The 26,243-nt window shown below is 68.9% G+C and carries 29 protein-coding genes and 1 tRNA gene; 8 read left to right on the top strand and 22 right to left on the bottom strand.

Annotation, left to right across the window (positions count from 1 at the left end):
• Nucleotides 1-28 precede the first annotated feature (28 nt).
• Both OHA25_RS13075 and OHA25_RS13070 read right to left on the bottom strand, forming a co-directional pair.
• Nucleotides 29-793: a class I SAM-dependent methyltransferase gene (locus OHA25_RS13075; protein ID WP_327587816.1), complete on the bottom strand. Its 765-nt coding sequence runs from the start codon at nucleotides 791-793 to the stop codon at nucleotides 29-31.
• Between the two features lie 106 nt (nucleotides 794-899).
• A complete protein-coding gene (locus tag OHA25_RS13070; protein WP_327587815.1) occupies nucleotides 900-1,547 on the bottom strand; it encodes a winged helix-turn-helix transcriptional regulator in 648 nt (215 codons plus the stop codon).
• 174 nt (nucleotides 1,548-1,721) lie between these two features.
• Here OHA25_RS13070 and OHA25_RS13065 point away from each other — a divergent pair, with 174 nt between their 5' ends.
• Nucleotides 1,722-2,009, top strand: coding sequence for a DUF4287 domain-containing protein (locus tag OHA25_RS13065; RefSeq protein ID WP_327587814.1), 288 nt, complete (start codon nucleotides 1,722-1,724; stop codon nucleotides 2,007-2,009).
• Nucleotides 2,010-2,108: 99 nt separating this feature from the next.
• On the opposite strand, the gene OHA25_RS13060 is transcribed toward OHA25_RS13065, so the two are convergent.
• From OHA25_RS13060 to OHA25_RS13050, 3 genes are all read right to left on the bottom strand, one after another.
• Entirely contained in the window at nucleotides 2,109-2,594 is a 486-nt protein-coding gene (locus tag OHA25_RS13060; protein WP_327587813.1) for a phospholipase A2, read from the bottom strand.
• Nucleotides 2,595-3,059: 465 nt separating this feature from the next.
• Entirely contained in the window at nucleotides 3,060-3,848 is a 789-nt protein-coding gene (locus OHA25_RS13055) for an SDR family NAD(P)-dependent oxidoreductase (RefSeq protein ID WP_327587812.1), read from the bottom strand.
• A 77-nt stretch (nucleotides 3,849-3,925) separates the two neighbouring features.
• A complete protein-coding gene (locus OHA25_RS13050; protein WP_327587811.1) occupies nucleotides 3,926-4,471 on the bottom strand; it encodes a helix-turn-helix domain-containing protein in 546 nt (181 codons plus the stop codon).
• Between the two features lie 58 nt (nucleotides 4,472-4,529).
• Here OHA25_RS13050 and OHA25_RS13045 point away from each other — a divergent pair, with 58 nt between their 5' ends.
• Nucleotides 4,530-5,717, top strand: a complete 1,188-nt coding sequence (locus OHA25_RS13045) for a pyridoxal phosphate-dependent aminotransferase (RefSeq protein ID WP_327587810.1) — start codon at nucleotides 4,530-4,532, stop codon at nucleotides 5,715-5,717.
• Between the two features lie 442 nt (nucleotides 5,718-6,159).
• Nucleotides 6,160-6,606, top strand: coding sequence for a hypothetical protein (locus tag OHA25_RS13040; RefSeq protein ID WP_327587809.1), 447 nt, complete (start codon nucleotides 6,160-6,162; stop codon nucleotides 6,604-6,606).
• A gap of 218 nt (nucleotides 6,607-6,824) precedes the next feature.
• Here OHA25_RS13040 and OHA25_RS13035 read toward each other — a convergent pair whose 3' ends face one another.
• The 3 genes from OHA25_RS13035 to OHA25_RS13030 all read right to left on the bottom strand — a co-directional run bounded on the left by OHA25_RS13035 (nucleotide 6,825) and on the right by OHA25_RS13030 (nucleotide 11,584).
• Nucleotides 6,825-9,995, bottom strand: a complete 3,171-nt coding sequence (locus tag OHA25_RS13035) for a hypothetical protein (RefSeq protein ID WP_327587808.1) — start codon at nucleotides 9,993-9,995, stop codon at nucleotides 6,825-6,827.
• A 75-nt stretch (nucleotides 9,996-10,070) separates the two neighbouring features.
• The gene (locus OHA25_RS61275) at nucleotides 10,071-10,157 is read right to left on the bottom strand and encodes a hypothetical protein (protein ID WP_442942183.1); all 87 of its coding nucleotides are present in this window, start codon (nucleotides 10,155-10,157) and stop codon (nucleotides 10,071-10,073) included.
• A gap of 11 nt (nucleotides 10,158-10,168) precedes the next feature.
• A complete protein-coding gene (locus tag OHA25_RS13030; RefSeq protein WP_327587807.1) occupies nucleotides 10,169-11,584 on the bottom strand; it encodes an aminotransferase-like domain-containing protein in 1,416 nt (471 codons plus the stop codon).
• Nucleotides 11,585-11,606: 22 nt separating this feature from the next.
• Between OHA25_RS13030 and OHA25_RS13025 the strand changes: the two genes are divergently transcribed.
• Entirely contained in the window at nucleotides 11,607-12,821 is a 1,215-nt protein-coding gene (locus tag OHA25_RS13025) for an aminotransferase class V-fold PLP-dependent enzyme (RefSeq protein WP_327587806.1), read from the top strand.
• Between the two features lie 70 nt (nucleotides 12,822-12,891).
• Here OHA25_RS13025 and OHA25_RS13020 read toward each other — a convergent pair whose 3' ends face one another.
• From OHA25_RS13020 to OHA25_RS13010, 3 genes are all read right to left on the bottom strand, one after another.
• Nucleotides 12,892-13,173, bottom strand: a complete 282-nt coding sequence (locus OHA25_RS13020; RefSeq protein WP_327587805.1) for a GTP-binding protein — start codon at nucleotides 13,171-13,173, stop codon at nucleotides 12,892-12,894.
• Nucleotides 13,170-13,610, bottom strand: a complete 441-nt coding sequence (locus tag OHA25_RS13015) for a rhodanese-like domain-containing protein (RefSeq protein ID WP_327587804.1) — start codon at nucleotides 13,608-13,610, stop codon at nucleotides 13,170-13,172. Before OHA25_RS13015 ends, OHA25_RS13020 begins: the two co-directional genes overlap by 4 nt.
• A gap of 21 nt (nucleotides 13,611-13,631) precedes the next feature.
• A tRNA-Sec gene (locus OHA25_RS13010) sits at nucleotides 13,632-13,727 on the bottom strand.
• Nucleotides 13,728-13,834: 107 nt separating this feature from the next.
• Between OHA25_RS13010 and OHA25_RS13005 the strand changes: the two genes are divergently transcribed.
• Together OHA25_RS13005 and OHA25_RS13000 are read left to right on the top strand one after the other, a co-directional pair.
• On the top strand, nucleotides 13,835-14,125 hold the full coding sequence (locus OHA25_RS13005; protein WP_327587803.1) for a helix-turn-helix domain-containing protein: 291 nt from the start codon (nucleotides 13,835-13,837) through the stop codon (nucleotides 14,123-14,125).
• Between the two features lie 15 nt (nucleotides 14,126-14,140).
• Complete coding sequence (locus OHA25_RS13000; RefSeq protein WP_327587802.1) at nucleotides 14,141-14,632, top strand: cupin domain-containing protein; 492 nt, start codon at nucleotides 14,141-14,143, stop codon at nucleotides 14,630-14,632.
• A 31-nt stretch (nucleotides 14,633-14,663) separates the two neighbouring features.
• Here OHA25_RS13000 and OHA25_RS12995 read toward each other — a convergent pair whose 3' ends face one another.
• From OHA25_RS12995 to OHA25_RS12985, 3 genes are all read right to left on the bottom strand, one after another.
• A complete protein-coding gene (locus tag OHA25_RS12995; protein WP_327587801.1) occupies nucleotides 14,664-15,149 on the bottom strand; it encodes a class I SAM-dependent methyltransferase in 486 nt (161 codons plus the stop codon).
• Between the two features lie 256 nt (nucleotides 15,150-15,405).
• Entirely contained in the window at nucleotides 15,406-15,954 is a 549-nt protein-coding gene (locus tag OHA25_RS12990) for a hypothetical protein (protein WP_327587800.1), read from the bottom strand.
• 76 nt (nucleotides 15,955-16,030) lie between these two features.
• Nucleotides 16,031-16,393 (bottom strand): DsrE family protein, encoded by a 363-nt coding sequence (locus OHA25_RS12985; protein ID WP_327587799.1) that lies wholly within the window; start codon nucleotides 16,391-16,393, stop codon nucleotides 16,031-16,033.
• Between the two features lie 116 nt (nucleotides 16,394-16,509).
• Here OHA25_RS12985 and OHA25_RS12980 point away from each other — a divergent pair, with 116 nt between their 5' ends.
• Entirely contained in the window at nucleotides 16,510-17,202 is a 693-nt protein-coding gene (locus tag OHA25_RS12980) for a winged helix-turn-helix transcriptional regulator (protein ID WP_327587798.1), read from the top strand.
• On the opposite strand, the gene OHA25_RS12975 is transcribed toward OHA25_RS12980, so the two are convergent.
• The 4 genes from OHA25_RS12975 to OHA25_RS12960 all read right to left on the bottom strand — a co-directional run bounded on the left by OHA25_RS12975 (nucleotide 17,191) and on the right by OHA25_RS12960 (nucleotide 21,975).
• Entirely contained in the window at nucleotides 17,191-18,732 is a 1,542-nt protein-coding gene (locus tag OHA25_RS12975; RefSeq protein WP_327587797.1) for a nitrilase-related carbon-nitrogen hydrolase, read from the bottom strand. The two genes, OHA25_RS12980 and OHA25_RS12975, sit on opposite strands and share 12 nt — an antisense overlap.
• Nucleotides 18,729-18,965: a hypothetical protein gene (locus OHA25_RS12970; RefSeq protein ID WP_327587796.1), complete on the bottom strand. Its 237-nt coding sequence runs from the start codon at nucleotides 18,963-18,965 to the stop codon at nucleotides 18,729-18,731. The genes OHA25_RS12975 and OHA25_RS12970 overlap by 4 nt, the downstream gene beginning before the upstream one ends.
• Before the next feature lie 99 nt (nucleotides 18,966-19,064).
• Nucleotides 19,065-21,410, bottom strand: a complete 2,346-nt coding sequence (locus OHA25_RS12965; RefSeq protein ID WP_327587795.1) for a LuxR C-terminal-related transcriptional regulator — start codon at nucleotides 21,408-21,410, stop codon at nucleotides 19,065-19,067.
• Nucleotides 21,411-21,483: 73 nt separating this feature from the next.
• Entirely contained in the window at nucleotides 21,484-21,975 is a 492-nt protein-coding gene (locus tag OHA25_RS12960) for a MarR family winged helix-turn-helix transcriptional regulator (RefSeq protein WP_327587794.1), read from the bottom strand.
• Nucleotides 21,976-22,067: 92 nt separating this feature from the next.
• Here OHA25_RS12960 and OHA25_RS12955 point away from each other — a divergent pair, with 92 nt between their 5' ends.
• The gene (locus OHA25_RS12955; RefSeq protein WP_327587793.1) at nucleotides 22,068-22,520 is read left to right on the top strand and encodes an SgcJ/EcaC family oxidoreductase; all 453 of its coding nucleotides are present in this window, start codon (nucleotides 22,068-22,070) and stop codon (nucleotides 22,518-22,520) included.
• Between the two features lie 43 nt (nucleotides 22,521-22,563).
• Here the strand turns inward: OHA25_RS12955 and OHA25_RS12950 are convergent, their stop codons facing one another.
• The 4 genes from OHA25_RS12950 to OHA25_RS12935 are packed head-to-tail and all read right to left on the bottom strand — an operon-like array spanning nucleotide 22,564 to nucleotide 25,902.
• A complete protein-coding gene (locus OHA25_RS12950) occupies nucleotides 22,564-23,196 on the bottom strand; it encodes a response regulator transcription factor (RefSeq protein WP_327587792.1) in 633 nt (210 codons plus the stop codon).
• A complete protein-coding gene (locus OHA25_RS12945; protein ID WP_327587791.1) occupies nucleotides 23,193-23,984 on the bottom strand; it encodes a sensor histidine kinase in 792 nt (263 codons plus the stop codon). The genes OHA25_RS12950 and OHA25_RS12945 overlap by 4 nt, the downstream gene beginning before the upstream one ends.
• Nucleotides 23,906-25,246, bottom strand: coding sequence for a hypothetical protein (locus tag OHA25_RS12940; RefSeq protein WP_327587790.1), 1,341 nt, complete (start codon nucleotides 25,244-25,246; stop codon nucleotides 23,906-23,908). Before OHA25_RS12940 ends, OHA25_RS12945 begins: the two co-directional genes overlap by 79 nt.
• Nucleotides 25,247-25,269: 23 nt before the next feature.
• Nucleotides 25,270-25,902: a hypothetical protein gene (locus OHA25_RS12935; protein WP_327587789.1), complete on the bottom strand. Its 633-nt coding sequence runs from the start codon at nucleotides 25,900-25,902 to the stop codon at nucleotides 25,270-25,272.
• Nucleotides 25,903-26,243: the final 341 nt, after the last annotated feature.

Below are 26,243 nucleotides of genomic sequence, written 5' to 3'. Positions count from 1 at the left end.
CACCACAGCCGATCGTGGCGAGGCGCCGTTAGCCGGCTTCTAGAACGAAGAACAGGAAGCTGAGGAACCTCGTGCCGGTGATCTCGCGGAACTCCTCGGGGAACAGTTCGCGGGCTTCCGGCACAAACGGCGGTTCGCTGATGACGCTGATGCGAAAGCCAGCCGCGGTGAAGGCCTCGGTCATCGCGTGCAGCGGCCGGTCCCAGAAGCTCATCTGGGCGGTCTGCCCACCCATGGTCCATTCATCGATCCGGATACGGGTCTCGAAGTACTTGGGCTTTTTCCCGGCCATGTGCTGCCAGAGGGTGATGGAGAAAGGATGCTCGACCGAGACGAGGAGTCGGCCGCCAGGCCTCAGCACGCGTCGAAGCTCGGCCAGTGTCGGTCCCCAGTCTTCCAGGTAGTGCAGCACCAGCGACGCGATGACGTCGTCGAAGGTGTCGTCGGGGAAGGGCAGCGGGTCGGCCAGGTCGGCGACCCGCAGGTCTGCGTCGGTGCCCAGCCGCTGTCGGGCCATCTCCAGCATCCCGGCGCTCGCGTCGATGCCGGTGACGATGGCGCCTCGATCGCGCAGCTCGGCGAACAGGGGGCCTGAGCCGCAGCCGGCGTCGAGGATGCGCCGGCCGGTCACGTTCCCGGCGAGCTCCAACATCGCGGGACGCTCGTAGTACGCGTTCAGGAGGCTGGTCTCGTTCTCAGCCGTGTACCCCTCGGCGATCATGTCGTAGGCGTTGCATTCGGACGAATGTGCGGTCTTGACATGGTTCTCGGGCATAGTCGTCATGCGGGCCATTTTGGCCCACCCGTCACGGGTTGCGCAGGCATACGGCCCCTACCGCGATCTTGCGTCAAGTCTATGCATCGCAGTAAGCGCGACAAAGGCATGGCCTCTCTGCTGATCAGAAGCGGAACATCCCGGCGAACCTGCTGAGCAGCGCGGGATCGCCTTTCACGCGCACGCTGCCATCGTGGAGTACGTCGTTCGGGGTCTTGCTGCCACTCATCAGTTCGCGGATCGGATGGCCGGTCAGCCGTTCGATGATGAGGTCGGGTGCGGGGTGCGGGCCGATGCCGACCGTGAGTGTCCCATCGGTGATCTGCAGGCGGAGCGTGAAGTCGCCCATGCGGACCTCGTAACCGACGGTGACTCCCAGGGCTGCTTCCGGCCGGTACGTGGTGCGGAAGGACATGGCGATCGACTCGGCGGTGACGACCTCGCCGGGGCGAGGCTCGGTCAGCGTCCGCGCGCCCCAGCGGCCCAGCGCGATCAACGCTGGTTCGAGATCACGCCCGTAGTCGGTGAGCTCGTAGACGACTGCGCGCTCGGGATGCGACAGCGCGCGACGGGTGGCCAGTCCTGCCTCTTCGAGCTGTTTGAGGCGGGCCGACAGGATGTTGGTCGGGATGGCCGGCAAGCCCTTGCGCAGGTCCGTGAAGCGCTGGGCCCCGGTGAGCAGGTTGCGGATGATCAGCATGGTCCACCGTTCGCCGACCATCTCCATCGCGCGGGCCAGGCCGCAGAATTGTCCGTACTCCCGGGACGCCATGGTGCAAAACTTATCTCATGCTTCAGTTGACAAAGTTCGCTTGCAAAAGACAATCTTACTGCGCACAGGGCCGCGGCGTCGGTCGGCCCTGTGGCGGACAACCTTGCTGCTGGGGCGGGTGACGTCGGAATCGGACGCTACTGGGGCGGGATCCCCCGCAGAATGGAGGCAGCCATGTCCTTCCAGGCATACCTCGACAACATCGAGGACAAGACCGGACTGACACCACGCGAGTTCATCGCTCTGGCGAAGGAGCGCGGCTTTGACGACCCGTCCGTGAAAGCGGGAGTGATCATCGACTGGCTGAAGCAGGACTACGACCTTGGGCGTGGGCACGCGATGGCGTTGGTGCATGTGATCAAAAAGGGGCCGAAGATCGACGCCAAGCACGTCGGCAGCTCGGGCTCCCATCGCGACGAGTCCGACACGCTGTGGTTGGACGGCAAGAACAACCGGCCCTGACGAGCTGACCCGGCTGTCCCGTTCAGCATCCGCCGCGCTTACGTACTACTGTCGTTCGCTTTTGGTGAAGGACCGTTGGCGGCACAGGCGGGGCTGATATTACGCATTGGTCGCTCTGACGGCTTTGTAGTATGTTCCCGCGAGGGTCAGGCAGGTCTTCCTCTTCGCGGATGATGAGGCCTTGTAGCACACGTTGTTCATGTCGAAAAGAAATGCCTTGTCCACCTGCAACTTGTAGGTGTTCTTCCACTGGGTGGAGCCGACGAGGTGCTTGGTGTTGGCATAACCGAAGTCGTGACGCGCGCAGGGGGTTCTGAAATCGAAACCCCCTGGCTTGTCCGGGCTGTAGTCACAACCGTCGGTAGTCCAGCTGAACTTGTACTGGACGACCCAGGTCTGGCTCTTGTTCTTCCGCATGAGGGCCCACTCGTCGAAGCTGGCCATCGTGTTCTTGGTGATCGCCTTGGCCTTGGCGGTTATGGTCGCCTTCGAAAGGTCCAGGGACGCGGCGCCGGCTGCCACCGAATGGGTGAACAGTGCTGTGGCGGCGACGGCGAGCACTGCGACCGCCCGCATGCTTTTCATGGAGGCTCTTTCCTGTGAGGGAATGACGGCCTCTTGTCCGAGACCGGGGAAAGAGTCGCAGTGACGTCCGCCTCAGCACAAGGAAACGGCAGGAAAACAGCGTGCGGATATACCCCCGACATACCTCCGCGCGGCGTGCGCCCTCGCCAACCCACCGCGCGGTGTACATGATGCCGTATTTCTTTATATAGCCGTGGACGATGACCGTGCCGTTGTCGTAGTCCATCGCCGGCCCGGCGTAGGAGGCTCATACGGTGAAGTGGTACGCGGCGATCGGCGGGGGCGCTGCCGACGGCGACGGCCTGGGCGAGCAGTGCGTGGTAGCCGGGCCAGTCGGCGCCGGCGCCGGACAACTGGGCTTTGTCGCCGAGCAGGCCGAACGCCCGAGCCCGCCCGACCTCCTACCGCCTGGACAAGATAGCCGAGACATCTAGTCACTGGCATCGCCCGAATAGAGCTCCACGCTCAGTGAGCGGTCCAGCCGCCGTCGACCGGCATGATGGCGCCGGTGATGTAGGAGGCGGCGGGGCTGGCCAGCAGGAGGGCCGCTGCGGTGAGTTCGGCCGGGTCGGCCCAGCGGCGGATGGGCACTTGGTGCTCGAGGAATTCGCGCACGTGCGGATCGTCGTCGGCCCCGTCGTTGAGCGGGGTGCGGAATGGGCCGGGAGCCAGGGCGTTGACGCAGATGCCGGTGCCTGCGAGCTCGACCGCGAGGCTCCGGGTGAACTGGACGACGGCTCCTTTGCTCGCAGCGTAGCCGGTGCGGCCGGCGGCGCCGACGAGACCGAGGGCACTGGCAAGGGTGACGATGCGACCGTATCCGGCGGCGCGCATCACTGGTACGGCTGCTTGGCAGGTCAGGAACATGCCGACGACGTTGACCTCCAGACAGCGCCGCAGGGTGGTCACGTCGAGTTCCTCGATTTCGCCGCGTGCCTGGATGCCGGCACTGGTGACCAGAATGTCAAGGCGGCCATGGCGGGTGACGACAGCGTCGAAGAAGTGGCGAACGCCATCTTCGTCGGTGACGTCGCAGGCCATGCCGAGGGCGCGTTGGCCGGTGGTGGCTGTGATGTCCGCCGCGGTCCGCTCGCAGGCCTGCTGGCGTCGGCCACAGACCACGACTGTGCAGCCCGCGTGGGCCAGGGCGACCGCGATGGCCTTGCCCAGGCCGGCCGAGCCGCCGGTGATCAGAGCCACCTGGTCGGTGAGATCGACGCTGGGAAAGGTCCTGGCGAGCGTCGGTTCAGACATGTCGGTACCCCTCATCGTGCGCCGGCGGGTCGGCGGAAATGGCTCTTCTTGTGTCTTTTGTCCTGCCGATGCTCTGGTCAGCTCTCCGGGTGCACCATGAGAAGGATGGCGCGATTGTGCGCGGCGTGACCTCGGTACAGGTGCGGGAGAGCGGCATCGAACCGGATCGAATCGCCTTCGGCCAGGTCGGTGGGGGAATCGGCGGGGCCGGTGGTGATGTGTCCTTGGGTGAGAATGAGACATTCCTCGACGCCGCGCAGGTGGGAGTCGGAGTGCTGGGTGCTCTGGGCGATGGCGATGTCGTAGACCTCCACGGTGCCGCGCAGCCTGATGCGGTGGAGAAGACGCGCGCTGACCGCGTCGCCCTCGACCTGCGGTCGCCTATCGCTGACGCGTACCACCTCGACCGTCGAGGCTGGCGTTTCCAGCAGTTCACCGAGGGATGCCTCCAGTGCGGTGGCCAAGGCCCACAGAGTGCTCAGGGTCGGGTTGCCCTGGCCCTGTTCGATGCCGTGCAGCGTGGTCTTGCTGATGGCGCTGGCGGCTGCCAGGTCGGCCAGCGATATGCCGGCCGCCGTGCGCAGTCGGTGCACGTTCTGCCCTACTACTTGTGCAAGATCCATGCGTACCAGCATAGTGGTATGTCTGTACCAGCAAAATGGTTTCGAGCTTGGAGGCGACATGACGGTGACGCGGCTGCGTGACATCCCGGGCATCGGCGTGGACACCGTTGGCGACGCGGCCGACGCCGTGGGGAACCCAGAGTTCTTGCGACTGGAGAATCTCGACACCGACCTGCGGCCGCCCGCCGTTGCCATCGCCGCCACGCATGCCGCCATCGACGATGACGCGGCCAACAGCTATCTGCCGTTCCAAGGGCATCGCTCCCTACGCGCGGCCGCCGCGGCGCACGTCGGGCGCATCTCAGGGCGCCGCTATGACGCCGACACCGAATGCGTCAGCGTGGCCGGCGGGCTCAACGGCATCCTCAACACGCTGCTCGCAACCGTGGAGCCCGGGCAGGAGGTTGTGCTGTGCGACCCCGTCTACGCCGGCCTGGTCAAACGGGTACGGCTCGCCGGCGGCATCCCCCGCTTCGTCCCCGCACAGCCCACCGCCGACGGCTGGACCATCGACGCCGAACGACTCGCCGACGCCGTCGGACCCAACACGGCGGCAGTCCTGATGATGGGACCGGCGATGCCGACCGGCCTCGTCCTGGACGATCGTCACTGGTCCGCCCTTGCTGACGCCTGCGAACGCCACAACGCTTGGCTGATCTACGACGCGGCCATGGAACGCATCCGCTTCGACGGCCGCCCTCCCAGCCACCCGGCAGCCCACGAGGGCCTGGCCCGGCGCACTATCACCGTCGGTTCCGCTTCCAAGGAACTGCGGCTCATCGGCTGGCGCGTCGGCTGGGTCATCGGCCCTGCCCCCATCATCGCCGACGTCCGCCTCGTCGGCTTGACCAACGTCGTCTGCCAGGTCGGCCTGGCCCAAGACGCCGTGGCCGCCGCACTAGACGCGCCCGACGCCGACGCCGACGTCGCCGCCGCCACCGCCGAATGGCAACGGCGCTGCGAGATGGTCCTGCACCAGCTCGCCGCCTACCCGGTCATCCGACCGCACGGCGGCTGGTCGCTCCTCATGGACACCAGACCCCTGGAGCTGACCGCCCTCGAACTATCCCAGCGCCTGTTCGACCGGGCGAAGATCGCAGCCACCCCCATGGACGGCTGGGGCCCCAGCGGCAGGCATTACGTGCGGATCGTCTTTGCCAACGAGCCCGTCGAACGCCTCACCAGCCTCAGCGAGCGCTTCCACCTCGCCATCCATGATAGGCCGGAAGCCCCCAGGCGCCCATAAGAAGGACTTATCGTGATCACCGACACAATGCCGGAGGCTCCCGCCCCGCAACGGGCAGGAGCCGTCCGTTTGATCGATACTCACCCGGCGACACCATCGGCAGCCCTTATGGCACCCGGGACACGCCGCGATCCGGGCGAACCAGGCCTGCTCGGCGTGGCACAGCGGACGAAGCTCGCAGCCCAGATGCGGTTTGGCGGCTCTTCGCACGTTCCTTACTCACCGTCACCGACAACGAGCGCGCAACGGTGTGGCCGACAGAGGCCGCAACGCTGGGGCTTCCACCCATCCCGCAGGCGGGCCAGCTGACCCGCCGGTTCCGGCGGGCCGATCTTGCGATGGCCGAGTCCGATGACCGGCCGCGCCCGCGCCGAGAACGTCAAGTCCTTCGGCGGTACCCCACCAACCCGCCGCCGGGCAGCCGGCCGGACACCAGACCACCGTGCTTCCAGGCGGCGTCAACAAGGCCCTGGTCTCGATCACCGCCGCCCTGTCCCTGGTGATCGTCGTGGGTGCGGGAGCGATCGTCTACACCCAGATCATCCAGCAGCCCGAAACCCAGCAGCAGGCCGAGCCCGACAGCACGGCCACCGCGAAAAAGCCCACGCAAGAGGCGGCCAAGGTGCTCACTGGCCTGGACACGTACACGGAGAACTGCGCGGCCGCCAAGGTGAGCGGCGCCGGAGCGGCCTGCGTGCGGGAGTCGGAGTGTTGGGGCGGCCTGATGATCATCTCCGGTGATACGAAGGCCAGGCGGTTCGGGTGCGAGGAAACGCACTCGTGGGAGACGTTCGCGGTGGCCCCATCCGGAAGGACGCCGACACCTACGTACAGCAGGACCTCGCCAAGCATCCGACGGTCACGCGTGTCTCCAGCCGTATCGTCCTGATGGCCGGCAGGGTCGGCACCGCCAGGACCATCGCGGCGGCCAGGTGGACGGCCGACGTCATGCCACCGTCCCAGGCCCAGTACGAGGATGGGGTGCGCTGGGCTACTACGGCTGCATCGCCAGCCTGAATGAACGGCCAAGAGCCCCGCAGATCCTTCTCCCACTAGGTCACATGAGGGTGGCCCGCCGCGGACGGTCGCGGCGGGCCTGTCCTGGGCTCAGTAGCGTTCGCTGAGGTTGAGGTTGATCTCGGTCAGTACGGTCGTCGCCTTGCCGTACCGGAGCAGGTTCGCGAGGTTGTCCGGCAGCCGCAGGGTGGCCTGTGCGTGGCGGGCGGCCTGACCCACGGACCGCAGTTCCAGCGCGGCGGCCACCAGCGAGACGATCTTCGTCGCGGCATTGATCCGCCGATCGGCCAGGTTGAGGTAGGTGGTCAGCAGCTGGGCTCGCAGGAGGTCGGACTGGCTGATGGACAGGGCGAAGACCGCCTTCACCTCGGCCCTGGTGAGGACGCCGTCCGGGGCCGAGCCGTCGGCTCCGTCGAAGCGGGAGTCGGTCGCCTGGATACGGGCCAGCAGCTCGGTGGTCTGCCGGTCGGCGTGCAGCTGCCAGGACAGCTGTGGCCATGGGTTACGGGTGGGTGCGACCTCGGTGATGCCGGTGGAGGCCGTCGCGGTCACCGGCTCGTAGACGCAGCCGTTCCCGTTCCCGTACGAGGTCGTGGCGGAGTCGGGGATCTCGTTGCCGGCGACGAACAGCAGGCTGGGCCGGGCGGTGAACTGGATCCCGGAGCTCGCGCCGCCGGCGAGCGATCCGAGCGACCAGGTGAGCGTGGTCGTGCCGTCCGGGTTGGCGGTCACGGACGAGGGCTTGAGCCCCGTGCCCTGGTCGAGGGCCTGACTGTAGTGGACCTCGGACGGGAGCGTGTCGGTGAGGGTCACGTTGGTGGCCGTGCCGCTGCCCACGTTGGTGACCTTCAGATCGATCGTCATCGCCTCGCCGGCGTTGACGGTCGGCGGCGCGCTCTTGTCCAGGGTGAGCTTCGGGGCATGCACAGTGGTCGTGGCCGTCGCGGTGTTGTTGGCCGTGTTCGCCTCGGCTCCGCCCTTGGTGTCACGCGCGGTCGCCGTGGCCGTGTTGCGCAGGACGGTCCCGTTGGTGGTGTCGCAGGGGATCGCATAGCTGAACGTCTCGGTCCTGGACAGTCCCGCGCCCAGGTAGGGCACCTGGCGCGACTGGGTGCCGCCGCCGGGCGGGGTGTCGGTCAGGTCGATCGGCGTCGCGGCGCCGGTGCCGACATTGTCCAGCTTCACCTGGTAGTTCAGGGTGTCGCCAGGCTCGGCGTCGGATCGGTCGACGGTCTTCGTCGTGGCGATGTCGGGGTCGTACTGGTTGAAGAAGGACAGCTCCTGCCGTACCGCCGTGTCGAAGTCGAGCTCCTTTTCCGGCCCGCCGCCCGCGCCGGCGCAGAGCGAGCCACTAGTGCCCGTGGTGTAGCCGCTGCAGGCGAGCCCGTCGGCGTCGGGGGACTGTGCCGCCCGGAACTCGACGGCCGACCAGTCGTCGTGATCCTTGAGGGGCGGGCTGCCCTTGTTGTCGTTGATGTCCACGTCCACCGTGCCCGCGTCGATGATCGGCCTGCCGGCGGCGTCGCGGTTGTCGTTCCAGTTGAGCGGCCCGTTGCCGATGTCCGACCGCAACAGTCTGGGCCCGCCCGCGGTGAGGTTGTCATGCCACCAGAAGGTGTAGTCGGTGCCGTCCTTGATCCCGTCCGCCTCGTTCAGCTGGGGCTCCCTCAGCTCGGGAAGTTTTCCGCTCGAGTAGCCGAGGCGGACCGCCCCCTTCCTCCAGTCCCGCAGCTCATCGACCAGCAGCGGCGGCGGGCTGTTGGGAATCCCCGTCTGGAAGAAGTAGTTCATGACGCTGATGTAGTTGGGCTTCCAGTTCTCGCCAGTGTCGCCGCCGTGCTGCAGGCTCAGCGCGTGCCCGAGTTCGTGCATGATGGTGCCGGCCTGGTCCTGTTCGGTGCCGACCCAGGCGTCGTCGGCGCCCGTATTGGGGGCGAGCACCTGCCGGTCGGTCGGGTGCGCGCTGGTCGTGTTGCAGGTCCGGTCGGGGCCCACGTGGATCTGGGTTCCGATCACCGTGTCGTCGCCGGCCCGTGTCGTCTGCAGCCTGTCGTCGCCGGCGTAGTCGCGGCCGAAGTCCGCCACGCACATGGTTCGCCATGAGCCGAGGGTGACGATGAAGTCCTTGTTGTTGTCTCTGGTGGGTTCGCAGCATTGCCCCGACGTCCCCGGGTCGGGCGTGCTTGAGGTTCCGCTGCCTTGCATGATGTCATGCGCGAAGATCGCATAATGTGCGTACGGGGCCAGCTCCGCGGGGAAGTTGGCGGTGCGCGCATTACGGAAGTCCTCGTTGTTGTTCAGGCCCATGGTCGCTTGTTCGGGAAGCTGCCTTCCCAGAATGTGGATGAAGTCGACGCCGTCCCGGTGTGTCCCCGGGTAGGGGCACGGATTCTCCGCCTTGACCGGCGCCGCGTCGAAGGCGTTCCTGACCAGGGTGATCGCGCCGTCCTTGGGCCGGTGGGAGTGCCTGGCGTCGGCCATGAAGTCGGTCTGCAGGATGATCGTCTTACGGCAGGGGTCGGCGCCGCGCGCTGGGAGGTCGGCGATGACCGCGCCGCTGCGATCGTGTACCCCGGAAAGCTCAATGATGTCCGGGATGCCGTCGTGGTCGGTGTCGGGCAGCACGGTGGAGACGGTGATGCCGATCCTGGTCTTCCTGCCGTCGTTATCCTTGGGGAAGCCGTGGTCGCCGTCGCCCTCGACGCAGCTCTGGCCCTTCGGCTGGCCGCTGGAACTGACGCAGGGCGTGCCGAAGACGATGCCGTCACCCGACAGGGAGCCGGAGCGGAGGTCGTAGACGAGGTTCAGTTCGACGTCGTCGCCTTTGGGACTGATGTCCATCCTGTCGTCGTTGGTGTTGAGGCCGTCGTCCCAGTCCCACAGGGTGACGGTGATGTCCACGGTCGGCTTGTCACCGGGCAGGTCCGTCTTGGTGAAGCGCCAGCCGTTGGGCGCCTCGGGCAGGCCAAAAGGCTCGAATTCGTCGTCCTCGATCCGCGGGCCCACCTCGAGGGGCCCGTCGGCGATCTTGACTCTCGGGAAGTAGTCTCCATCTCCCAGGCCCCCGCTGTCCGGGTCCTCGACCTGCAGGAGATAGTCGATGGAAAAGGTCAGCGACAGGGTGGGGGCCGCCGCTGCGGCCGGTGTGGCTAATACCGGAATCAGGGCGACGAGCAGCCCGCCGATCGCCCCGAGCGTGAGCAGCCGGCGCCACGACGCAAGCCGCCCTTGCCACGTTCTCGCTTCACGTTTGACGCCCACGGTCGTTCCTCCTGAGGGTTTGCCCTGCAGAGGAGCGTCCGGCTTATATCCCGCTCACGCATGAGTAACCCCTACTCAAGCTGGCCGGAACTGAGAGCTCAGATACGTCTTCACGGTCGTCTCGCCGATGAACAACGACGTGACGATCTGCGTATTGCTCAAACCCTTCGCGATCAACTGCGCATGCCGGCGGCGTGCTCGTCGGCGGACACGAGTCGGCGTGCGGCTTCGATCAGCTCGGTGCGGTCGGCGGTGGCGGCAAAGCCGAGGCGTAGGTAGGCCGCCGGGAGTTCGGTGGCGAAGTAGCGGTTACCGGCGCTGACGGCGACGCCGTGCTGACGGGCCGTGTCGGCGATCACGGTGTCGTCGGTGCCGTACGGCAGGCGGACCCACAGGTGCAGTCCGCCTGGGGGGATGCAGGTGAGGGTCCAGTGGGGAAGTTCGTGCGTGACCGCGGCCGCCAGCGCTCCGCACCGCTCCCGCAGGGCTGCGGCGAGAGAACGGACATGCCGTTCCCACGTGGGAGAGCTGAGGAGTTCGAGCGCTGTTTCCTGGAGCGGGCGCGTGACGAAGAAGTCGTCGACCAGGCGGGTGGCGCGCAGGCGTTCCATCACCGGGCCTCGGGCCACCAGGGCACCGATGCGCAGGCTCGGCGCAGCCGGTTTGGTGAGCGAGGTCAAGTAGACCACGGTGCCGTCGCGATCGTCGGCCAGCAAGGGCGGCGGCACCGGCGTGCCGTGACCGAGGTGCCGCGCGAAGTCGTCCTCGATCACGAATGCCCCCGCCGCCCTGGCCGCATCGATGATCTGCCGGCGGCGTTGTGGCGCCAGCACGGTGCCGGTGGGGTTGTGATAGGCCGGCTGGCAGTACAGCAGGCGTGCGCGGGTCATGGCGAAGGCGTCGGCCAGGAGGTCGGGTTGCAGGCCGTCGGCATCCATCGGCACCGGTACCGGGCGCAGGCCGGCTGCCCTGGCGGCGGCTATCGCTCCCGGATAGGTGGGCGACTCCATCAGGATGGGGTCACCCGGCGCCGCGATGGCCCGGAACGCCATGGACAGGGCGCTCTGCCCGCCGGCCGTGACCAGGATGTCGTCCGCGCTCACGCCGCCGCCGACCATGGTGGCGAACACGCTGCGCAGGGCCGCCAGGCCGCTGGCGGGGGCGCGGTCCCAGGCGTCGGGGCGGCGTGCGGCGCGGGCCAGCGCCGCGGTCAGGATCTGGGTGGGCTGGAGCGATCGATGCAGGTAGCCGCCGTCCAGCATGATCGTATCCGCGGGTGACGCACCGACGGCGCCGGTGAGGATTCGGGTGTCCACGGTCCGGTCGGCGAGGGTGACGGTCTGCCAGGCGGTGTCGGCCACTTTGGCACGCCGCTGGGCGCGTGCTGCCACGTACGTGCCGCTGCCTGGACGGGTGACCACCAAGCCCTCGGCGGCGAGCGTGGCGATCGCCTGTGACACGGTGGCGGGGCCGACCTGGTAGCGCCGGATCAGCTCGCGACTGCTGGGCAGACGGTCGCCCGGTGCCAGCCGGTCGACCACCGCGCGCATCCGGGTCGCCAACTCCGCAGAACTGCTACTGTCTGACATGAGAACCGATAATAGCGCTTCCATGATTTCCCCAGAATCGCTTCTGGACGTCGCGGCCCTGCGCGCGGACACCCCCGGCGTCGGCGACGTCGTGCACTTCAACAACGCCGGTTGCGGCCTGCTGGCCGCGCCTGTGCTGGCCGCGATGGTCGACCACCTGCAGCTGGAGGCGAGCATCGGTGGCTACGAGGCCTCGGCCGCCCGCGCCGAGCAGGTCCGCGAGTTCTACGCCGAGACCGCTGCCCTGATCAACTGCGCTCCCGAGAACATCGCGTTCGCCGGTAGCGCCACCCACGCGTTCTCCACCGCCCTGTCGGCGATCCCGTTCGAGGCAGGTGATGTCATCCTCACGACCCGCAACGACTTCATCTCCAATCAGATCGCCTTCCTGTCGCTGAGCAAGAGGTTCGGCGTGCGTTTGGTGCACGCTCCTGACGCGCCTGAGGGCGGGGTGGACGTGGCGGCGATGGCCGCCCTGATGCGCGAGCACCGGCCCCGGCTGGTGGCCGCCACCCACATCCCTACCAACTCCGGCCTGGTCCAGCCCGTCGCCGACATCGGCCGGCTCTGCCGCGAACTGGATCTGCTGTACCTGGTCGACGCCTGCCAGTCGGTCGGCCAGTACCCGATCGACGTCGCGGAGATCGGCTGCGACCTGCTCACCGCCACCTGCCGCAAGTTCCTGCGCGGCCCCCGCGGCTCTGGCTTCCTGTACGTGTCCGACCGCGTCCTGCGCGCCGGCTACGAGCCGCTGTTCATCGACATGTACGGCGCGCGCTGGGTCGAGCCGGGCCGCTACCAGCCCGTCGAGACGGCAGCCAGATTCGAGGACTGGGAGTTCCCCTACGCCATCGTCCTCGGCTGTGCCGCCGCCGTACGCTACGCCCGCCAGGTCGGCATGGACGCCATCGCCCGCCGTACCCCTGCCCTGGCCGCCGGCCTGCGCGACAGGCTCGCCGATCTGCCGGGAGTCCGCGTGCTCGACCACGGTCGGCAACTGGGCGCCCTGGTCACCTTCGCCATCGACGGCTGGCAGCCGGAGCCGTTCAAGGCCGCCATGGACGCACGCCGTATCAACTCGGCGCTCAGCTTCCGCCACTTCGCGCAGTTCGACTTCGGCGACAAGGACATCGACTGGTGCCTGCGCCTGTCGCCGCACTACTACAACACCGAACAGGAAGTGGACCAGGTCGTCGCGGCGGTCGCCGACCTCAGCATCGCAGCGCGGCAGCCGTGACGGCCGCTGAACCTCTCACCGAGCCGGCCACGTTTCGATCTGGGTCCTGCAGATCAATACCTAGCCGGACTTAGCCCCAGAGCCGGGGGATGTCGAGGCACTGTGGCGCGCTCACGATCATGACCGCGGGAGCCGGGCCGATACCGGCGAGCATGTTGGAGACGAACCGCTCATGCCCAGGAACGTCAACGAACGCCAACTGCCGTCCCGACCCGAGCGTGGTCCAGGCGAAGCCGAGATCGACGGTCATGCCCCTGCGTCGCTCTTCGGCCCAGCGGTCGGGCTCCATCCCGGTGAGTGCCCGGATCAGGGTCGACTTGCCGTGATCCACGTGACCTGCGGTCGCGATCACCCACGTGTGAGCTCGCTGCGGGCGGGCTCGCCTGGACCTCGTGGGCGGGTGGGGGTGGCGAGGCGGATGACCTGGAGCCCTGCCGCCGTCCATGCCTGGAAGCCACCGATCACATCAGTGGCGTTCGCCAGCCCGATCTGCCTGAGGGACGACGCGGCGAGGCTGGAGGAGTAGCCCTCGTCGCACAGGATGATCCACTGGATGTCCGCGGAGGTGGCCTCGGGGATCCGCGCGTCGCAGAGCGGATCAAGCCGCCACTCCAGATGGTTGCGTTCGATCACGATGGCGCCGGGCACTTCGCCACCGCTTCGACGCTGAAACTCCGGCCGCGTGTCCACGATGAAGGCATCGGCGCTGCCCGCCACGGCCCAGGCCTCGACAGGCAGCAGGCGACGCAGTCCGGCACGTGTCCGAGCCAGCAACTCGTCGATGCTCACGGCGCTCCAGGGGGTGTGATCTGGCGGAGACGGACGGGAATCGAACCCGCCACGCCGAGATACTCGGCGCCACCGGTGTTGAAGACCGGGAGGGCCACCAAGCACCTGGACGCCTCCGGCCGTGATCATAGTCATCCCGAACGCGAAGGTGGAGGTTTTCGGCCATATCACGATCGACAGACTCTGGTCGCGCCACAACGTCGTCGCAGGATGACTCAGCCGGGGTGGCGGAGGATGACCGCGCGCTGAGGCTTCCGCCGGCGGAAGCCGGCTGCCAGCGCCGCGCCGGTGCGCTGGCCTTCGGCAAGGCCCTGTACGACCGGCGCGTGGCCCTCGGCCTGAGCGTGACCGAGGTCGCCGATCGAGCAGGCATGACCGAGGATGAGATCGAGTGCATCGAGGAAGGCGGCACCACTCCGACCATCGCGCTGCTGCGCCGCCTGGCGGCGGCCCTGGACGCGGATGCATTCACCCGTGAGCGGCTGGGTTGCGGCTACGCCGCCGCGGCAAGATAGCCAAGGGGGTGTGCTATGCCTGATCGCATCAAGGGCAAGACGCTGATCGCCAGGGACGAGGGCGACGACGCCAGCGGGGTCGTCATCAAGCTTTACGGCGAAGAGACGAACGGGGCCGTCTCGATCATCGAGCAGCCGTTCGAGCCGGGGTTTCTTCTACCACCACACGTGCACCAGAACGATGTCTGGCTCTACGTGCTCGAGGGGGAAATGCACGCCCGGGTTGGCGACGAGGTCGTCAAGGCGACTCCCGGTTGCTGGGTGCTGAAGCCGCGCCGGATCCCCCACACCATGTGGAACGCGGGACCCGAGCCGGCACGCATCATCGAGGTGTACACGCCGGGTGGATTCGAGCTCTTCTTCAAGGACTTCGGAGACCGGTTGAGCCAAGGGTCGATCGGGCTCGATGAGCTGAATCGGCTTGGCGAGCCGCACGGCATCCGTTTCTTCGACGACTGGATTCCCGACCTCAAAGCGGCCTACAACCTGCGCGTCATCGGCGAGTAGCTCCTCGGCGACACTGGCGCTGCCAGCCCAGCTAAGACGGTACCTCGACGACGAAGCACAGGAAGGCGAGCTTGTCCGCGAAGTCCTGGAAGTCGTCGGGAAACAGCTCACGGGCGGCCGGGTCGACCTGCGGCTCGCCGATGACGGCAAGGCGGAAGCCGGCGGTGGTGAAGGCGTCGGTCATCGCCTGCAACGGCCTGGTCCAGAAGGTCATCGGGTAGGACTGTCCGTTGAACGTCCATGCGTCGGTATAGCTGGTGGTGGCGAAATAGCTGGGCCGAGGATTCTGTGCCAGGTGCTCCACGAAAGGGTGGTTGACCGACGCGATCAGTCGGCCGCCGGGCCTGAGCACTCGCCGCATCTCGGCCAGCGTCGGCCCCCAGTCCTCCAGGTAGTGCAGCACCAGCGACGCGACCACGTCGTCGAACGCAGCGTCGGCGAACGGCAGCGGATCACGCAGGTCGACCACGTGCAGGGCCGCGTCGTCACCGAGCCGCCGCCTGGCCAACGCCAGCATCCCGGCGCTGGCGTGATGTTTCCGCCGCGTACGCCTCGGCGAAACCGTCGTAGTCGTTCACCTGGTCCGGATCTGCGGGCTGGGTTGCGGTCGAATCCCAGGCAGGATGCCCTGTGGCGATGTTCTCGGGCAGGTCAGTTACGCGTTCCATCGTCGCAGCCTGACGATCTTTGGTCGCGTTTCTGGACGTTTGTGTCAAGTTTCCCGATGCCCGAGGGAGTCGGCTCGCCTGGGGCCACGGGCGGCCGGCCGTGGGTCAGCCCGGCTGACGCCATGGCGGCGGCTCGGCGAGGGCGCGCAGCGCTTCACGGGCGTTGCGCCCGGCCCCGGCCGAGACCTCGGCGCCGTCCTTATCGCGGGCGACGGCCAGGACGAGCCCCTCCACGGGATCGCGGGAGAGCGCAATCGTGTGGCCGCCGACCAGCAGTGCGTCGGCGGCCGGATGGTCCGAGGGAGCGGCCTTGTCCAGCAGGACATGGGCCGCGACCAGGCCGGCGACCGGGTTGCGGTGGCGACCCAGAAGCACGGGCTCCCCGTAGGGGTCGGCGACCTGGCGGATGAGATCGCCGAGCTTGGACCGCGCCGTCGACACCGGCACGAGGGGCAGGCCGCTCCACACCCCGCCCACTTTCGACAACGGCACCAGCCCGGCCCACTGCCAGCGCTCGCGGGTGATCATGATGGTTCTGCCGTTCTTGGCCTCCTCCACGAGCGAGCCCCAGCGGGCGCGGGCGTCTTCGACGGAGAAGGGGACGCCGAGCAGCGCTACGAGCTGGTCGTACGACGGCCGTTCTGCGTTGATCATCCGAAGATCGTAAGGTGCCTTACGGAATTATCGCAAGCCGCCTTACGAATATGGCGAGGAGATGTGCGCTGCCCGGTCAGTAGCTGAACGTCGTCGCTCCGTCGCCGATCCAACGCCACATCGGCACCGTGCCGCCGATCTCGGCGGACTTGATCAGCTGGGTCTCGTCGAGGCCCTTGGCGTTGAAGCAGACCGGGCAGACCAGGAACGTTCCACCCGCATTCTGGTACCGCTGGAGCAGATCGGGCAGCGGCGGGCAGCCGTTGCAGGCCACTCCGGTGGCGACGCCGTGCAACGCCAGCCGGACCGCCTCCTTGGTCAGGAACATCAGCGTCGGCCGGCCTTCCTCGGCCGCGCCGACCGCGACCAGGAACGCCACGGTGACCCGCTCAGGGTCCTCCAGGCCGGTGGTCAGGCTGATAACTGCTTTTCCGGACATATCACTCCTCCTCGGATGTGCTTTCCCCTTCGTCAATGAGATTGCGTGACGTAAGACCATCGGCCCAGTACTTTTTTTGTAGTGGCGAGGGCTGGGCCCCGCCGGGAGGTGGAGCCATGAAACGCTACGGCCAGTACTGCCCGGTCGCCCGGGCCGCCGAGATCCTTGCCGAACGCTGGACACTGCTCGTCATCCGCGAGCTGCTTTGGGGTGAGGACCGGTTCAACGCCATCGCCCGCGGCCTCCCCCGGATGTCGCCGTCGCTGCTCGCGGCGCGGCTACGCGAGCTGCAGCGGGCCGGTCTCGTGCAGCGCCAGCTCATCGACGGCGAGCCCCGCTACCGGCTCACCCCGGCCGGGCTGGAGCTGCAGCCGCTGCTGGAGCAGATAGGCGCGTGGGGCGTGCGCTGGATGCACGAGCTGCGCCCGGACGAGTTCGACCCCGTCCTGCTGATGCTCGACATCAAACGGCAGTCGCAGCCGGCCTGCATGCCCGAGCGAGCGGCCACGGTGCAACTCCACTTCCGGGACGCGCCGACCGGGCAGCAGCGATGGTGGCTGGTGCTCTCCCGGTCCGGCGGCGCCGACGTGTGCGACACCGACCCGGGCTTCCCGGTCAGCGTGTGGCTGGAGACCGAGGTAGCGACCCTCACCCGCATCTGGATGGGCGACATGAGCTGGTCGGCGGCGCTCCGCGGTGCGGCACTGCACCTGAGCGGTGACCCCGCCGCCTGCCGGGCGCTGCCGCGGTGGCTCGACGTCAGCCCGTTCGCTGCCGTCGAGCGGGCGGCGGTGTCATTACCCCGGTGAAACTAGCCCAGCAGAGCGGGGTTCCGTGGCCCTGTCGGGCTCTGCGGTGGCCGGCCGGCGGAACCGGCGGACGGCTGCCACGACCGTCATCGCGAGCAGGCCGGTGAGGCAGAGCCAGGCGACGGCGTCGCCCACCCACTGGCTGTACGGGGTGGGCCGTCCGTGGATGGGCACCGTGACCATCATCGTGTGGTCGGTGGTGCGGGCGTCGCCGGTGAACCAGCTCGCCTCGTACCCGATCATCCGGCCCTGATGGTCGACGGCCATGGAGGTCCCGCGCCGAGCGGGCCGGACGACGCTCATCCCGTTCTCCACGCCGCGTAGGACGGCCTGCTGCGCGAGCGCGTCGGTGACCTGTGCCCAGTCGCTGGAGGGCAGGAGCAGGATGTCGGCCCCGGCCTGCCCGGCCTGCCGGATCAGCGGCATGAAGTTGGCGTCGAAGCAGATGGCGGTCGCCAGCCGGCCGTACGGGGTGTCTATGGTGGGCACCACCCCGGGGCCGGGCACATTGCCGTCACTGAGGGGCGTGGACGTCTTGAGGTAGTTCCAGACGACCGCGCCCGCGGGGTCGATCATGATGGCGCGGATCTCGACGTTGGGGCTCCGCTCTCTGGGCAGCAGGAAGACCACGCCGATCTGGAGGTAGATCCGTTCCGCTCGGGCGACCGCCTGCGCTCGTTCGACCACCGCTGCGCCGTCCTCGACGAAGTCGTAGGCCGCGGCCTCGGACCACGTGACGATTCTGGCTCCCGATCGGGCGGCCGTCACCGTACGGTCGAGCAGGTCGTCGAGCGCCGGGGCGTAGTAGCGTCGTCGCAGCTCCGCTCGTTCCGCCGCGCTACGCGGCCCAGCCTTGATGCGGGCGGCCGCAGCCGCGTCGTCGGCTGCCCGGTTCGGCGCCAGTGCGGCCACCCGGACGGTCGATCCGGTCGGTGGGTCGAACGCCAGCCGCGCCCCGCCCAGCAGCAGGACGGCGGCCAGGCTGGAGACCCAGATGACAGCGCTCCGGCCGGCGGCCCGCAGGTCGAAGCCGCGTTCCCACAGCTCGTTGCACACGGGTGCGGTCCAGGCCATCAGGAACGCGAGCCCCCACAGGCCGGTCACCGACACCGACTGCAGCAGCGGCAGGTTTCCCACCTGGGTGCCCGCCTGATGCCCCATGGTGCCCATATCGCCGGTGCTGAATAGAAATCCCACCGCGACGTCGGCCGCCGGGAAGACGAGGGTGCGGGGCAGCCCGCTCAGCCGGCGGCCGAGCAGCCCGTCCAGCGCGTACGGCACGACGCCGAGCACGCCGGCGCCGGCCGCGATGATCGCGATCCGGTCACCTGGCAAGGCTCCCCGGAAGCTGATCGCGGCACCGACGGCCATCGCGACGGCAAGAGCCGGCAGCGCCCATCGGGCCCGGGTGGTCCGGGTGAAACGCAGCAGCAGCACCGGCGCCACCCACGCGGCCAGCGGAATGGTGGTCTGCAGAAAGGTGAACGGCAGCAGGGCCGCACCGGCCAGCAGCCAGAGCCACGATCTCATGGGTTCCTCCGCTCCGCGTCTGACGGGATGGCCTTGACGAGCAGCAGCTCACCGTCCACGTCCCACAGCAGATCGAGTACGGCCCGCAGCGCGGCCTGGTCGACGGCCATGCTCGGGATCACCGTGCGGTCGCCGTCCGACTGGACGACCACCGCACTGAACCGGCGGCGTAGTTCGTCGTTGAGGCCGCTCGGGAGAACCCCGCGGACCTCCACCCTGTAGTTCGTCGTCATGTCGCGCCCTTTCGTCGTCTGGCGCGAAGCATCGCGGGCAACGGGGGGAGAGCACACCACCCAGGGGGTGGACCACCCAGGGTGGAGCGCGCAGCCGCGTCAGATCAGCCCGAGGTCGCGCCCGCGTTGGACGGCTTCGGCGCGGGAGGTGACGTCGAGTTTGCGGTACAGGCTCTTGCTGTAGCCCTTCACCGTGTTCATCGACAGGTAGAGCTCCGCGCCGATCTCCCGCTGGCTCAGCGGACCGCACAGAGCACGCAGGATGGAGTGCTCCCGGTCGGTGAGCGGTTCCGCCGGCCTGCCGGCCCGGCTGGTCATGGCCGTTGTACCCCGCCCAACCCGCAGGCGCGTCTCGGTGAGGGCGGCGGCCGCCGCGGGGAACACCGGCCCGCTCCGCGCCGCCTCGTCGGCCTCGGACAGAGCGGCCGACGCCGCCCGGCGGTCCCCGCAGGCCAGTTCCAGCTCCGCCAGGGTGACCAGGGCCCGTACGACCTGGGTGGGATGACCGGTGATCTGGGCCAGGTCCACGGCGTGGCGCAGCAGATCCCGCGCCCGGATGAGCTGCCCGTCGCGATGGGCGACGACGCCCTCGGCCAGCCGCAGGAAGACCACCGCCGGCGCGGCGGCCTCCCCGAGCTCGGCCTCGATCGCCGCGACCTCGGGCAGCACGCCTCGCAACAGCACGCGTACGTGCTCAGTATCGCCTCCGTTCGACAGAGCGATGGCGAGCAGGCCGGTGGCCTGGAGCCGGATGAACGCGGGCAGGCCGGCCACCGCCGCCCGTTCCACCGCCTGCGCCAGCACCCGCGCCGCGTCATCGTGATGACCTGTGCCGGACAGGACGCTCCCGAGAGCGATCCGGGAGATCACCCACCCGGGAATCCCCGGGTCCACCTCCAGGTCGACGGAACGGCGGGCCATGGCGAGCAGTTCCTCTGGAGTCCAGCCGTCCTGGGCGTACACGGCTCGCAGCGTCATCGCCGCCGCCTGCCCCGACCGCCATCCGGCTGGAGGGGCGGTGCCGGCGGTCATTGCGGCCTCGGCGGTGTCGAGCAGCGGGGCCACGCGGTGGAGGCGGCCGGTCAAGCCCGCGGCCGACGCGAGCGAGATGCCCAGCCTCGGATTGGCCCGTACGGCCTCTGCGTCGAGGCTGTCACCGAGCCGCAGGTAGGCGCCGATCGCGCCGCGGGCAAGGAAGTCGTCGTCGGCGGCGGCCAGCAGCTCCGCCGCACCGTGCTGGTCACCGGCCGCGATCAGGTAGCGGATCGCCTGCTCCTGGTCTCCGGCGTCGGCATGCCACCGGGCGGCCCGGCTCAGGAGCTGCGGCCCGGCCTCGGGAGCCGCTGTGGCCAGCTCGCGCCGGAGAGCTTCGCGGAACAGCCGGTGATAGCGGTACCAGAACCGCTGGGAGTCCAGCGCGACGAGGAACAGATCGGCCCGTTCCAACTCGGCCAGCACCAGTTGGGAGTCGGCACGTTCCAGGACGGTGTCACACAGCGGCCCGCACAGCTGATCGAGCACGGATGTGCGGAGCAGGAAGTCGCGCTGCCCGGCGGGCAGGCCGTCGAGCACTTCGCTGGTGAGATAGTCGATGACGTGCCGGTCGTCGCCGCCGAGCGTGTCCACGCCGGCCGGAGGGCTCGGGGCGGCCCGGATCGCCAGCGCCATCAGCTTGATCCCGGCGGCCCAGCCTTCGGTCCTGTGGACCAGGGCAGCGACCCCATCGGTGTCGAGGGCGTCGCCTGCCACCCCGCTGACCAGGCCGGTCGCCTCGTCGCCGGTGAAGCGCAGCCCTGCCGCCCGGATCTCGGCCAGCTCTCCGCCGGCCCTGAGCCGGGCCAGCGGCAGCGCCGGGTCCAGCCGGGAGGCGACGATCAGGCGAAGGGAGGGCGGCAGGTAGCTGAGAAAGAACTCGACGGCCTCGTGGATCCGCCGGTCCCGGAGCACGTGGTAGTCGTCGAGGACGAGAGCGTGCCGCCCGGTCATCGCTTCGAGGTCGTTGAGCAGGGTGGGCACGGCCACCTCGAGCGGGTCGACCTCGGTCACCCGTAAGGCCTTCAGCGCCGCACCGCCCAGCCCTGCACCGCCCAGCGCCGCACCGCCCAGCCCCGCGCCGCCCAGCGCCGGGCTCACCGTCCGCAGGGCCGAAATCAGGTAGGTCCAGAACCGGTGCGGCTCATCGTCGGAGTCGTCCAGCGTGAGCCACGCGACGGTGGTGCCGCCCGCGGGGGCGATTCGCCGGGCCCAGTCGGCGAGCAGGGTGGTCTTCCCCCATCCAGCGGGCGCGACCACGACGGCCAGGCGCTGGGAGTCGTCGTCGAGCAGCGTGGTCAGCCTGCCCCTGCCGACGGTGCCCGGACGGACCGGCGGGACCAGCAGTTTGCCGTTGATGAGGGGGTGCGTGAGCCCTGGCGCGGCAGGCGGCCGCTCGTCCTGCAGAGCCATCCGGCCTCCGCTCGCCCAGAACAGGTGATGTCGCCCAGTGTGCCACCCGATCGCGGCCTCTGCCTGCGGAGCGTCAGGCGTTGCGGCGTTGGCGGCCTCCCGCTGCTGGTCGGGGTATGGCTTCGTGGTCGCGGAGTTCGTTGGTGGCTTCCTGGTAGGCGGTGGCGGCGCGGGCGAAGTAGTCGAACAGTACGGCGCGCTGCTCGGGGGTGTAGTCCTGGATGATCGCGCCGATTTTCTCGCGGGCCGGGGCCAGGGCCTCGTCCAGGCCCGATGGAGCGGCGACCGGCTCGACGATGACCTTGCGGCGGTCGCCGGGGTCGGGGACGCGGCGGACGTATCCGGCCTGCTCAAGGCGGTCGATCAGCCGTGTGGTGGGGCCGGTGGTCAAGCCCGTACGGCGGCCGAGCTCGCCAGGGGTCAGGGCCCCCGTCAGCGTCAGGATGTTCAGCGCATACAGGTCGGTCGCGCCCAGGTCGACGGCCTTGGCGCCGGCGTGGCCGTGCAACATCACGGCGCTGAGATATCGCCGATAGACCGCTGCGGCCTTCTCGGGTGTTGACACGTACCGGCCTCCCTCCTAATCTCTTCCTTAGAGAAGAGAAATCTTCAAGGCATTAACTTCTCCTAAGAAGTTATCACGAGAGGGCATCACCCATGAACGCTCACACCGCTGACACCCGCGCCATCACCGCCGTGCTCGACCGTCTGACCACCGCTTGGAACCGCGGCGACGGCTCCGCCTACGGCGCACAGTTCACCGCCGACGCCACCTACATCACCTATGTCGGCACTCTCTACATCGGCGCACAGGAGATCGGAGACGCCCACCAAGTGCTGTTCGACAGTTTCCTCAAGGGCACCAACCTGGCCAGTCAGACCCGCAGCATCCGCTTCACCGGCCCCGATACCGCCCTGGTCATCACCCGCGGCGACACCTACAAGGGCAAGCCCGGCAAGCTGCACAAGATCCAGACCTACACCCTGCTCCGCCAGCCCGACGGCGACTGGAAGATCGCCGCCTTCCAGAACACCAAGCACCAGGCCGTCATGGAGGCCATCTCCTTCGCGTTCCAGCCGGCCAGCAAGCCCGCCGCCACCCACGCCTGAACCACCGCCCGCCGCCAGCCCGCTGAACCTGCTTCCTGACGGCTCAGGTCAGTCCGCCCTGGCGTGCCTTGACAATCGCCTCGGCCCGGTTGGCCACATCGAGCTTGGCGAAGATGCTGCTCACCCGATTACGGACGGTCTTGTCTGACAGGTGCAGCCGCTGGGCGATGACCTGGTTGCCCAACCCGGCCGCGACCAGCCTCAGCACCTCACGCTCCCCATCCGACAACTCGGGGAACGGCTTGGCCACCACGCCACCGCCGGCGTTGAAGAACGCCTTCAGCCGTCGCGCGACGTGAGGACCGTAAACGGCCTCGCCTGCCGCCACCGCCGTGAGGGCGCGGCCGATTTCCGCGCTTCCGGCTCCTTTGAGCAGATAGCCGAGGGCGCCGGCCTGGATGGCTGCGAACACCGCCTCGTCGTCGGCGACCATCGTCAGCATCAACACCCGGGCGTCGGGCCACTCCTCGAGGATCCGCCGGGTCGCGGTGACCCCGTCGGTGCCGGGCATTTGGATGTCCATGAGGACGACGTCCGGCCGGTGCCGCAGTGCCTCCTGTACGCCCGCCTCGCCGTCCGGGGCTTCCGCGACGACGGTCACGTTCAGCTCTTCCAGCAGCACGGCCAGCCCTTTTCTGAACACCGGATGATCGTCGACGAGCACCGCGGTTGTCATGAGCGGTCCCCTGGGCGGAGGGGGAGCAGGGCGGCGACGGTCGTACCCGTGCCGGGAGCGCTGTCGAGCCGCACGGTCCCGCCGAGCTCGGCGGCCCGTTCCCGCATGCTGGCCATCCCGACGCCTGCCCGGTTCACGGTGGGGTCGAAGCCGGTCCCGTCGTCGGTCACCGAGACCGCGAGGTCGTCGCCCGCCTCCCTGAGGGTGACGGTGACCTGCCGAGGGCCACCATGTCGCAGCGCGTTGCTGACCGCTTCCTGGACGATCCGGTAGGCCGCGACCTCGACGGCGGCAGGCAGCTCCAGGGACGAGCCGAGTTCGGCGTGCACGGTGATCGACGGTACCTCATCGGTATCGACAGCGGCGGTGGCGGCCAGCCCCGAGGTCAGCGCGCCGACCAACCCGAGCTCGTCGAGTGCCGGAGGGCGGAGCCCACGGACCAGGCGGCGTACGTCCGCGATCGCCTCGGCCGTCTGGTCGGCCGCCGCGCCGATCAGGCGCGCGGTCCTGCCGGTGTCGCCGCGGCCGAGCACGCTGCCCGCCGTGTCGACGGTCATCGCGATCGCGGCCAGCTGCGGTCCAAGGCCGTCGTGGAGGTCCCGGCGCAGCCGCCGGCGTTCCTCCTCCCGAGTGGTCACCAGCCGGTCGCGGCTGCGTTCGAGGTGGTGGGTCAAGCGCACCGCCTGCGCGGTGCTGGCCAGGGGGCCTGTCAGGGCGGCGAGCACCACTCGGTCCTGCGGGTCCAGAATCGTCGAGCCGGTACGGGGCATCGCGTGCAGGACTCCCACGGTCTCACCGTGCAGCTCGAGGGGAAGGAGCCGGCGAAGCGGAGGTCGAGGTGCCCGGTAGAGGTCTCGACGTCAGACCCGTCAGGCATCCGTACGCTCACCGCGACGCCACGCAACCGGAGCCCAAGGGCGACGGCGGTGGCGGCGTCGCGCAAGGCGGGCCGGGGTGAGCCCGCGCCGCGGACCGCGGCATCCACCCGGAGAAACAGGACATGCGGGTCGGCCCGTTCGCCGTACAGCAGCCGGTCGATGGCGCGCTGAACCCGGACCCGAGCCGGATGGAAAAGCAGTACGATCGTGAACGCCGCCGTGAACGAGGTGGCTTGGCTCGTCTCGCCCAGAACGATCCCGGCCCAGCCGACGACCGCGGCGTAGACCAGAGCCGCCCCGGACAGCAGCACTCCGGCCACGAGGGTGCGGTTGACCAGCACGTCGATGTCGTAGAGCCGATAGCGGAGCGCGGCGACGACGATGCAGGAAGGGATCAACAGGACGGCGAGCGCACGCACCCACCACGGTGCCACCGCGGTGGCGACGACGGTGGCCGCGACGCCGTACCCGATCCATGCGATCTGCCGTCGCTCCACCCCATCGGCGCGCCGGAATCGCACCACCAGGGAAGCCAGGCCGAGCAGCATCAACGCGACGCAGCCGCCCAGCAGCGCCAGCCCCACGGGAAGCACGACGGGCTCGATCGCCTCGATGCCCAGCGGGTTCTCCGGGACCGACGCGAACCCCAGCTCTCGGGGTGTCACCGCGGCCACCACCGTTGCCCCGATGACGAGCCCGGCGGCGACCCTCGGCAGCCGCGACCACCACCCAGCCAGCGGCCGGCCTTCTGGCAGCAGCAGGGGCAGGAGCACCGCGACCAGGCCGAGCGGCGGGATCCAGCACCAGGTCGTCAACCACGCCGCGGCGCCGGCCAGCGGCCGCAGGTCCAGTCCCAGAAGCCGCGTGTCCAGACCGGCCGCGTCGCTCCAAGCCGTGAACGACAGAGAAAGGACATAGCATCCGGCGAACGCGCTGATCGTGACCAGGAGCAAGCCGATCCGCCGCGCCCGCTCGTGCCCGGCCAGCCAGGCGCCCGCGGCGGCATAGGCCGGCGCCAGGACCGCTTCCGGCGTGCCCATCAGCCGTTCTAGGTAATCGGCACCGGTCAGCACCGGCAACGCGACCGCGGCGAGGGCCGCGGCCACGGCCAGCGCCGAGACCAGCCGTGCCACCGCCGGCACCGCCCGGCCTGTCCGGTATTCGTCCTGCATAGCGTGGCAAGTATAGGAGCGCCCTACTGTCCGGTTCGGCCGTTGACGACCGACGGGCGGGCGAACGTCACCAGGATCGAACGTGCGGCGCCGATGCAGGCCGCGATCCACAACCAGTGCGCGTCGACGGGACCGGCGTTGCGGAGGCCGAAGTCCACGACCAGGAACACCAGCATGGTGAGCGCGATCCACCGGGGTACGGACCTGGTGAGCAGCAGACCGACGATCAACACCAGCAGGCCGAGCGCGGTGCCGACCAGGAAGGGTGCCAGGAACGTCAGGCCCAGGAGCGGATGCGCCTCGACCCCATCGAGCAGGGCGCCCGCCCGCACCAGGTCCGTGCTCTGGCTCAGCGGCACCTGCACCAAGGACATCACGTGCATGCCGAAGAAGCCGAACATGCCGGTGAACAGCAACGCGACGGCGAGGCGACCGGTGCGCGGTGCGCGTTGCCCCAGCAGGTGGGCCAGGGCCAGGAAGCCGATGCACATGAACGGAATCGCGAGCGTGCCGAGCATGACGAGCACCGGGTAGGTCACGCCCGAGTCGGCGATCGCCTGCAGCTTCTCCGCGCCTGTCGCAGGCTGTGCGGGCAGCAGCAGCCGCATCCCGATGGACTCGGCGCCATTGAGGAGCGCTCCCCCGACGAGGCCCACGACTGCGAGCCGCCGGGAAACCGGGACCGTATGGGCGGTGGGCTCATCGTGGCCAGGCCGAGTCGACGTGGACAGTGTCGATGTGGGGAGTGTGGTGTGGGGCATCGGATTCTCTTCCCTTCCGCCGGCGCTGGTCGCACCGGGTGTCGGCAACGAGAATCCATCGCGGGCTGTCCCTGCCGTGAGGGTCCGGTGTCCCTCCTCGGGAGGGACAGTCGCACGGCCACGCGAGCGGGGGCGGCGGCTCCTCTTGGCTTCGGGGGGCTACGATCACCAAGGAACGCCACCTGCGCGATGCCGTCCCGCTGCCATGGGTTCAGAACGGTCCGCGAGGTCGTGCG

This window comes from Nonomuraea sp. NBC_00507 (assembly GCF_036013525.1).
Taxonomy (GTDB): domain Bacteria; phylum Actinomycetota; class Actinomycetes; order Streptosporangiales; family Streptosporangiaceae; genus Nonomuraea.
Note: the sequence above shows the minus strand (reverse complement) of the source record. Positions and strands in the feature narration are given on the sequence as shown.

Excerpts from the sequence above, each read along its gene's own strand:
- OHA25_RS12975 (WP_327587797.1), bottom strand. The coding sequence starts at position 18,732 with ATGAGATCGTGGCTCTGGCTGCTGGCCGGTGCGGCCCTGCTGCCGTTC.
- OHA25_RS12990 (WP_327587800.1), bottom strand. The coding sequence starts at position 15,954 with ATGATCAACGCAGAACGGCCGTCGTACGACCAGCTCGTAGCGCTGCTC.
- OHA25_RS12950 (WP_327587792.1), bottom strand. The coding sequence starts at position 23,196 with ATGACAACCGCGGTGCTCGTCGACGATCATCCGGTGTTCAGAAAAGGG.
- OHA25_RS12965 (WP_327587795.1), bottom strand. The coding sequence starts at position 21,410 with ATGGCTCTGCAGGACGAGCGGCCGCCTGCCGCGCCAGGGCTCACGCAC.
- OHA25_RS12970 (WP_327587796.1), bottom strand. The coding sequence starts at position 18,965 with ATGACGACGAACTACAGGGTGGAGGTCCGCGGGGTTCTCCCGAGCGGC.
- OHA25_RS13060 (WP_327587813.1), bottom strand. The coding sequence starts at position 2,594 with ATGAAAAGCATGCGGGCGGTCGCAGTGCTCGCCGTCGCCGCCACAGCA.
- OHA25_RS13055 (WP_327587812.1), bottom strand. The coding sequence starts at position 3,848 with ATGTCTGAACCGACGCTCGCCAGGACCTTTCCCAGCGTCGATCTCACC.
- OHA25_RS13045 (WP_327587810.1), top strand. The coding sequence starts at position 4,530 with ATGACGGTGACGCGGCTGCGTGACATCCCGGGCATCGGCGTGGACACC.
- OHA25_RS13075 (WP_327587816.1), bottom strand. The coding sequence starts at position 793 with ATGGCCCGCATGACGACTATGCCCGAGAACCATGTCAAGACCGCACAT.
- OHA25_RS13070 (WP_327587815.1), bottom strand. The coding sequence starts at position 1,547 with ATGGCGTCCCGGGAGTACGGACAATTCTGCGGCCTGGCCCGCGCGATG.
- OHA25_RS13050 (WP_327587811.1), bottom strand. The coding sequence starts at position 4,471 with ATGGATCTTGCACAAGTAGTAGGGCAGAACGTGCACCGACTGCGCACG.
- OHA25_RS12955 (WP_327587793.1), top strand. The coding sequence starts at position 22,068 with ATGAACGCTCACACCGCTGACACCCGCGCCATCACCGCCGTGCTCGAC.
- OHA25_RS13000 (WP_327587802.1), top strand. The coding sequence starts at position 14,141 with ATGCCTGATCGCATCAAGGGCAAGACGCTGATCGCCAGGGACGAGGGC.
- OHA25_RS12980 (WP_327587798.1), top strand. The coding sequence starts at position 16,510 with ATGAAACGCTACGGCCAGTACTGCCCGGTCGCCCGGGCCGCCGAGATC.
- OHA25_RS13030 (WP_327587807.1), bottom strand. The coding sequence starts at position 11,584 with ATGTCAGACAGTAGCAGTTCTGCGGAGTTGGCGACCCGGATGCGCGCG.
- OHA25_RS13025 (WP_327587806.1), top strand. The coding sequence starts at position 11,607 with ATGATTTCCCCAGAATCGCTTCTGGACGTCGCGGCCCTGCGCGCGGAC.
- OHA25_RS12995 (WP_327587801.1), bottom strand. The coding sequence starts at position 15,149 with ATGCTGGCGTTGGCCAGGCGGCGGCTCGGTGACGACGCGGCCCTGCAC.
- OHA25_RS13065 (WP_327587814.1), top strand. The coding sequence starts at position 1,722 with ATGTCCTTCCAGGCATACCTCGACAACATCGAGGACAAGACCGGACTG.
- OHA25_RS12985 (WP_327587799.1), bottom strand. The coding sequence starts at position 16,393 with ATGTCCGGAAAAGCAGTTATCAGCCTGACCACCGGCCTGGAGGACCCT.
- OHA25_RS12940 (WP_327587790.1), bottom strand. The coding sequence starts at position 25,246 with ATGCAGGACGAATACCGGACAGGCCGGGCGGTGCCGGCGGTGGCACGG.